This window comes from Nocardioides sp. BGA-UO-ETr-FS32 (genome assembly GCF_059567905.1).
The window spans coordinates 1-5,563 of sequence record NZ_JCAQOX010000009.1 but is presented as its reverse complement, the minus strand read 5'-3'; the positions used below and the strand labels follow the sequence as shown (position 1 = coordinate 5,563).

Genomic DNA, 5,563 nt, shown 5'->3' with positions numbered 1-5,563 from the left:
AATGTTTGTCCGGCGGCGTCCTACTCTCCCACAACCTCTCGGTTGCAGTACCATCGGCGCTGAAAGGCTTAACTTCCGGGTTCGGTATGGGACCGGGTGTTTCCCGTTTCGCTATGGCCGCCGTAACTCTTTCAACCTCATCAAACCTCTTCCCCCGCCCGTTGGGGGGGTTGGGTTTGTTGGTTGGGAACTGCCTAGTGGACGCGAACATGTGTTCGTTGTTTTGCGCGTGTGTGGTCTTGTACGTGGTTGGGACAAGCCCTCGGCCTATTAGTACCGGTCGGCTGGGCATTACTGCTGTACACCTCCGGCCTATCAACCCCATGTTCTGTGGGGGGCCTTACCCACTTACGTGGTGGGAAACCTCATCTTGAAACGTGCTTCCCGCTTAGATGCATTCAGCGGTTATCACTTCCGAACGTAGCCAACCAGCCGTGCTCTTGGCAGAACAACTGGCACACCAGAGGTTCGTCCATCCCGGTCCTCTCGTACTAGGGACAGCCTTTCTCAAGTTTCCTGCGCGCGCGGCGGATAGGGACCGAACTGTCTCACGACGTTCTAAACCCAGCTCGCGTGCCGCTTTAATGGGCGAACAGCCCAACCCTTGGGACCTACTCCAGCCCCAGGATGCGACGAGCCGACATCGAGGTGCCAAACCATCCCGTCGATATGGACTCTTGGGGAAGATCAGCCTGTTATCCCCGGGGTACCTTTTATCCGTTGAGTGACCACGCTTCCACATGCCGTGGCCAGATCACTAGTTCCGACTTTCGTCCCTGCTCGACATGTCTGTCTCACAGTCAAGCTCCCTTGTGCACTTACACTCGCCACCTGATTGCCAACCAGGCTGAGGGAACCTTTGAGCGCCTCCGTTACATTTTAGGAGGCAACCGCCCCAGTTAAACTACCCATCAGGCACTGTCCCTGATCCGGATAACGGACCTAGGTTAGACATCTAGTACGACCAGAGTGGTATTTCAACGTTGACTCCACCCACACTGGCGTGTGGACTTCACAGTCTCCCACCTATCCTACACAAGCCGTACCAAACACCAATACCAAACTATAGTAAAGGTCCCGGGGTCTTTCCGTCCTGCCGCGCGTAACGAGCATCTTTACTCGTAGTGCAATTTCGCCGAGTCCATGGTTGAGACAGTGGGAAAGTCGTTACTCCATTCGTGCAGGTCGGAACTTACCCGACAAGGAATTTCGCTACCTTAGGATGGTTATAGTTACCACCGCCGTTTACTGGGGCTTAAATTCTCAGCTTCGGCACAATGTGCCTAACCGGTCCTCTTAACCTTCCAGCACCGGGCAGGAGTCAGTCCGTATACATCGTCTTACAACTTCGCACGGACCTGTGTTTTTAGTAAACAGTCGCTTTCCCCTGGTCTCTGCGGCCCTTCACGCTTCCCCCAGCAAGTGGGTTCACGATCCGGGCCCCCCTTCTCCCGAAGTTACGGGGGCATTTTGCCGAGTTCCTTAACCATGGTTGTCTCGATCGCCTTAGTATTCTCTACTTGATCACCTGAGTCGGTTTGGGGTACGGGCGGCTCGTTGCTCGCTAGAGGTTTTTCTCGACAGCATAGGATCACCCACTTCGCCATATATGGCTCCGCGTCACGTCTCAGACTCCACACTGAAGTGGATGGTGCGGATTTGCCTACACCACGTCCTACGCGCTTGCCCACAGACAACCATCGCTGTGGCTGGGCTACCTTCCTGCGTCACCCCATCGCTTGACTACTACCAGCTCGGGTCCCACGCTCCACCCACCAGCCTCGCCCCGAAGGGTCCGGTCCGATGAGCTTCGGGTGGTTAGCATCACCAGGTTCGTCATGGGCGCAACTTCGCCGGTACGGGAATATCAACCCGTTGTCCATCGACTACGCCTGTCGGCCTCGCCTTAGGTCCCGACTTACCCAGGGCAGATTAGCTTGACCCTGGAACCCTTGATCATTCGGCGCACGGGTTTCTCACCCGTGATTCGCTACTCATGCCTGCATTCTCACTCGTGTGGCCTCCACACCTGGATCACTCCGGCGCTTCACTGCCCACACGACGCTCCCCTACCCATCCAGCGCACTGAACACCGATCAAGTCGATGCTGATGTATTCGCTGAATGCCATAGCTTCGGCGGATGACTTGAGCCCCGCTACATTGTCGGCGCGGAATCACTTGACCAGTGAGCTATTACGCACTCTTTCAAGGGTGGCTGCTTCCAAGCCAACCTCCTGGTTGTCAATGCGACTCCACATCCTTTTCCACTTAGTCACCGCTTAGGGGCCTTAGCTGATGATCTGGGCTGTTTCCCTCTCGACTACGGAGCTTATCCCCCGCAGTCTCACTGCTGCGCTCTCACTTACCGGCATTCGGAGTTTGGCTAACGTCAGTAACCTTGTAGGGCCCATCGGCTATCCAGTGCTCTACCTCCGGCAAGAAACACGCAACGCTGCACCTAAATGCATTTCGGGGAGAACCAGCTATCACGAAGTTTGATTGGCCTTTCACCCCTATCCACAGGTCATCCCCTCAGTTTTCAACCTAAGTGGGTTCGGTCCTCCACGTCGTCTTACCGACGCTTCAACCTGCCCATGGATAGATCACTTCGCTTCGGGTCTTGAGCGCGCTACTGAATCGCCCTGTTCGGACTCGCTTTCGCTACGGCTTCCCCACACGGGTTAACCTCGCAACACACCGCAAACTCGCAGGCTCATTCTTCAAAAGGCACGCCGTCACCCCCACCACAAGTGGCACAAGGCTCCGACGGATTGTAGGCACACGGTTTCAGGTACTATTTCACTCCCCGCCAGGGGTACTTTTCACCTTTCCCTCACGGTACTTGTCCGCTATCGGTCATCAAGGAGTATTTAGGCTTAACGGGTGGTCCCGCCAGATTCACACGGAATTTCAGGGGTTCCGTGTTACTTGGGAACACGCTCGGAAGCCTGCGCTTTACGTCTACGGGCCTATCACCCTCTACGGTACGGCTTTCCAACCGACTTCGACTTCCACACAGGTTTTTGACTTCCTCCAAGCACGGCAGTACTTGATGAGCGGTCCCACGACCCCCCAGACGCAACCCCTGCCGGGTATCACACGCCTGAGGTTTAGCCTCATCCGATTTCGCTCGCCACTACTCTCGGAATCACTGTTGTTTTCTCTTCCTGTCGGTACTGAGATGTTTCACTTCCCGACGTTCCCTCCACACACCCTATGTGTTCAGGTGCAGGTAACACGACATGACTCGTGCTGGGTTTCCCCATTCGGACACCCCCGGATCACAGCTTGGTTGCCAACTCCCCAGGGCTTATCGCAGGCTCCAACGTCCTTCATCGGCTCTTGATGCCAAGGCATCCACCATGTGCCCTTCATAGCTTGTCTCAACAACGTCAAGACAACACACACAAAGAGACAACACCAGCCCACCCCCCAATCAAAGAGGCAGGCCAGCAAAAACGACGCAACCCGTAAGGAAACAGGCCACGCCGACTGAACTCATACTTGAGCTCATTGAACTACTCGCAGCCAGCCAAAGCCGGCCACGAAGATGCTCGCGTCCACTATGCAGATCTCAAACAACAACCCCACCAACACCCACGACCACCCACACGGGCGCCCACGAGCAAAGGGAGGACCAGAACAACCAACCAACAAACGGCTGATCCTTCAGGACCCAACAGTGTGCTTGACCCCATCCCCCACCAACGCAGGGCCATGAGTAACCAGACCACCACCCCAGACAAGCTGGAACAGATGACCTGACCATCGACGATTCCACTAGTGAACACCACCATGCGTGCCAGAACATTCGCCTGGCATCGGGGCGTGTGCTCCTTAGAAAGGAGGTGATCCAGCCGCACCTTCCGGTACGGCTACCTTGTTACGACTTCGTCCCAATCGCCAGCCCCACCTTCGACGGCTCCCTCCACAAGGGTTGGGCCACCGGCTTCGGGTGTTGCCGACTTTCGTGACGTGACGGGCGGTGTGTACAAGGCCCGGGAACGTATTCACCGCAGCGTTGCTGATCTGCGATTACTAGCGACTCCGACTTCATGGGGTCGAGTTGCAGACCCCAATCCGAACTGAGACCGGCTTTTTGGGATTCGCTCCCCCTCACGGGATCGCAGCCCTTTGTACCGGCCATTGTAGCATGCGTGAAGCCCTGGACATAAGGGGCATGATGACTTGACGTCATCCCCACCTTCCTCCGAGTTGACCCCGGCAGTCTCCTATGAGTCCCCACCATTACGTGCTGGCAACATAGAACGAGGGTTGCGCTCGTTGCGGGACTTAACCCAACATCTCACGACACGAGCTGACGACAGCCATGCACCACCTGTACACCCCCAAAAGAAGCCCCATCTCTGGAGCGGCAGGGTGTATGTCAAACCCAGGTAAGGTTCTTCGCGTTGCATCGAATTAATCCGCATGCTCCGCCGCTTGTGCGGGCCCCCGTCAATTCCTTTGAGTTTTAGCCTTGCGGCCGTACTCCCCAGGCGGGGCGCTTAATGCGTTAGCTGCGGCACGGAATCCGTGGAATGGACCCCACACCTAGCGCCCAACGTTTACGGTGTGGACTACCAGGGTATCTAATCCTGTTCGCTCCCCACACTTTCGCTCCTCAGCGTCAGGTCATTCCCAGAGAACCGCCTTCGCCACCGGTGTTCCTCCTGATATCTGCGCATTTCACCGCTACACCAGGAATTCCGTTCTCCCCTGAATACCTCTAGTCTGCCCGTATCGAAAGCAAGCGCCGTGTTAAGCACGGCGTTTTCACTCCCGACGCGACAAACCGCCTACGAGCCCTTTACGCCCAATAATTCCGGACAACGCTCGCACCCTACGTATTACCGCGGCTGCTGGCACGTAGTTGGCCGGTGCTTCTTCTGCAGGTACCGTCACTTGCGCTTCGTCCCTGCTGAAAGAGGTTTACAACCCGAAGGCCGTCATCCCTCACGCGGCGTTGCTGGATCAGGCTTCCGCCCATTGTCCAATATTCCCCACTGCTGCCTCCCGTAGGAGTCTGGGCCGTGTCTCAGTCCCAGTGTGACCGGTCACCCTCTCAGGCCGGCTACCCGTCGAAGCCATGGTGAGCCATTACCTCACCATCAAGCTGATAGGCCGCGAGCACATCCCTGGCCGAAAAACTTTCCACCACACCACATGCGTGACATGGTCATATCCGGTATTAATCACCGTTTCCGGTGGCTATCCCAAAGCCAGGGGCAGATTACTCACGTGTTACTCACCCGTTCGCCGCTCGAGTACCACCGAAGTGGCCTTTCCGCTCGACTTGCATGTGTTAAGCACGCCGCCAGCGTTCGTCCTGAGCCAGGATCAAACTCTCCATCGAAAACCATCAACCCCCACCACCCAAAAGCAGCAGGAGCGACTATCAATAAGAGCCACATCCCCTGACTGAACAAAACTGACATCAATTGCCAGAATCATTGTCAAAGAAACCGCGACACCAACCAAAGCCAGTGTCAACGGGGCATAACAAACTAATTCGTCGACTAATCAAACACACTGTTGAGTTCTCAAGAATCAGACGCACCC

3 rRNA genes are annotated in these 5,563 nt (G+C 56.1%); all 3 read right to left on the bottom strand.

Annotation, left to right across the window (positions count from 1 at the left end):
* Positions 1–7 precede the first annotated feature (7 nt).
* The 3 genes from rrf to AC57BS_RS04155 all read right to left on the bottom strand — a co-directional run bounded on the left by rrf (position 8) and on the right by AC57BS_RS04155 (position 5,357).
* Positions 8–125, bottom strand: a 5S ribosomal RNA gene (gene rrf, locus AC57BS_RS04165).
* Positions 126–250: 125 nt separating this feature from the next.
* A 23S ribosomal RNA gene (locus AC57BS_RS04160) occupies positions 251–3,385 on the bottom strand.
* Positions 3,386–3,842: 457 nt separating this feature from the next.
* Positions 3,843–5,357 (bottom strand): 16S ribosomal RNA (locus tag AC57BS_RS04155).
* The 16S, 23S and 5S rRNA genes sit together here, the layout of an rRNA operon.
* Between the last annotated feature and the right edge of the window lie 206 nt (positions 5,358–5,563).